2 protein-coding genes are annotated in these 1,735 nt (G+C 73.4%); one reads left to right on the forward strand and one right to left on the reverse strand.

Annotation, left to right across the window (positions count from 1 at the left end):
- Positions 1 to 84: 84 nt before the first annotated feature.
- Positions 85 to 585, reverse strand: coding sequence for a hypothetical protein (locus tag ACFWUQ_RS31435; RefSeq protein WP_384544822.1), 501 nt, complete (start codon positions 583 to 585; stop codon positions 85 to 87).
- Between the two features lie 375 nt (positions 586 to 960).
- Here ACFWUQ_RS31435 and ACFWUQ_RS31440 point away from each other — a divergent pair, with 375 nt between their 5' ends.
- Positions 961 to 1,623: a class F sortase gene (locus ACFWUQ_RS31440; RefSeq protein ID WP_384544824.1), complete on the forward strand. Its 663-nt coding sequence runs from the start codon at positions 961 to 963 to the stop codon at positions 1,621 to 1,623.
- Positions 1,624 to 1,735: the final 112 nt, after the last annotated feature.

Below are 1,735 nucleotides of genomic sequence, written 5' to 3' on the forward strand. Positions count from 1 at the left end.
GGCCAGGACTCGGGGCGACCGGCGGTTCGGGGGCGCTTCTCCGGGTGGGCGGACACCCCCGGCCCGACCGGGGAGGTCAGCCGGTCAGGCCCGGCCGCGGAGGGGGCGGCGACGGCGCATCACGTGGACGCCCGCACCGAGGGCCGCCGAACCGACGAGGCCCGCGCCGATCGCGGTCTCGGCGGTGGACGGGCCGAAGGATCCGCCGATGCCGCCCTGCGAGGGGTTGCCGCGCAGGATCGTGAAACGGTGGGTGGCGACCAGGCTGCTGTCGTTGCACTTGACCGACAGCGTGTGGTGGCCCGGAGAGGCGTGGTTGAAGATGCGCACGGTGGCGAAGCCGATCGAGCCGGCGGACAGGTTGGCCGGCGGAAAGTTGCCGTGCGACGTGACGGTGCCGCCGTGCCCGCAGCCCGAGGCGCTCACCTGCATCGTGGATCCCTGGTGCACGGCGTACGGGTTGACCGAGATGTTGCTGGGACCGCCACCCCCGCCCAACGGGGGGTTCGCGGAGGCGAACGGGGCGCTGAGTGCGATCGCGGCGAAGGCCGCCGCCGTCACGGTAAGAGCGCGAAAAGCACGCATGGTGGAACCTCCAGCGGAAAGCGCCCCGGAGCGTCGGCCCCGGATGATCGACGAGAACGCCTCCCACGTCGAACCCTCCGGGTGACCCGCAACCTCCGCACGTCAGGCTTTGGGCCGCCCGGTTGAGCGACACGCCGAAGCGGGGACGGCTCAGCTGACGGATCCGCAGGTCACGACCCGTCAGGCATTTATGTGACGATTACCTGGATGGGCGCACCCCTTACGGCCCCCTTCCGCGGCCGGTCTCTGCGCCGCCACCCGTTCGCCCCTCAGCCCTCGCCGTCCCGCCGACGCAGCCTTAGCGTGCGTGACGTAGGGCGTACAGGGGTGGGACAGGACCGCGGGACGGGACCCCCGCGTCGGGAAGGGAGAACGATGGGCGAGGACGAGACAGGGCAGTCACGCAGACGCTCGCCGTGGGGCGTACTCGCCCTGGTCATGCTCACCGGCCTCGCCATGGTGCGCAACGGTGTGAACCAGGAGGACGGGCCGCCCCAGCCCACCGCGGCCTCGGCCGTCGCGGTGACGGCGGACCAGCTTCCGGCGAACGCGCCGGTGCCCCGGCCGGGCCTGGAGGTGCTGGAGCACTCGTCGGTGCAGCGCGTCCGGATCCCCTCGATCAGCGTGGACGCCCCGGTGATGACGGTCGGGCTGGACGCGGAGGGATGGATCGACGCCCCGCCGGCGCAGGAGCGGAACCTGGCCGGTTGGTACCTCAACGGCATCGCGCCGGGGCAGCGGGGCTCCTCGGTGATCGTCGGCCACGTGGACAACGCGCAGGGGCCGGCGGTCTTCTACGGCCTCGGCTCGGTGCGGCCGGGCAGCCATATCGAGGTGGAGCGCTACGACGGGCGCACGGCGGTGTTCGAGGTGTACGGGGTGGAGGTGTTCTCCAAGGACGCCTTCCCCGGAGCCCGGGTGTACGGGGACACCGGGCACCCGGAGCTGCGGGTGATCACGTGCGGCGGCGCCTACTCCAAGGCGGGCGGCTACGACGGCAACGTGGTCGTCTTCGCCCGGATGGTGGAGGCCCGCTGACCCCGGGCCGCGGACCCCAATCCGCGTAGCCCGGGCCGCTGACCCCGGCTCCGGGCGGGGCCCCCCGCGGGGGCCCCCCCCCCCAGCCGGGGCCCCACGGCGGGGCCGATGA

The organism is Streptomyces sp. NPDC058662 (genome assembly GCF_042716255.1).
Lineage (GTDB): Bacteria > Actinomycetota > Actinomycetes > Streptomycetales > Streptomycetaceae > Streptomyces.

What these genes read in the sequence shown, in the direction of transcription:
- ACFWUQ_RS31435 (WP_384544822.1), bottom strand. Translation starts at nt 585, where the DNA reads ATGCGTGCTTTTCGCGCTCTTACCGTGACGGCGGCGGCCTTCGCCGCG.
- ACFWUQ_RS31440 (WP_384544824.1), top strand. Translation starts at nt 961, where the DNA reads ATGGGCGAGGACGAGACAGGGCAGTCACGCAGACGCTCGCCGTGGGGC.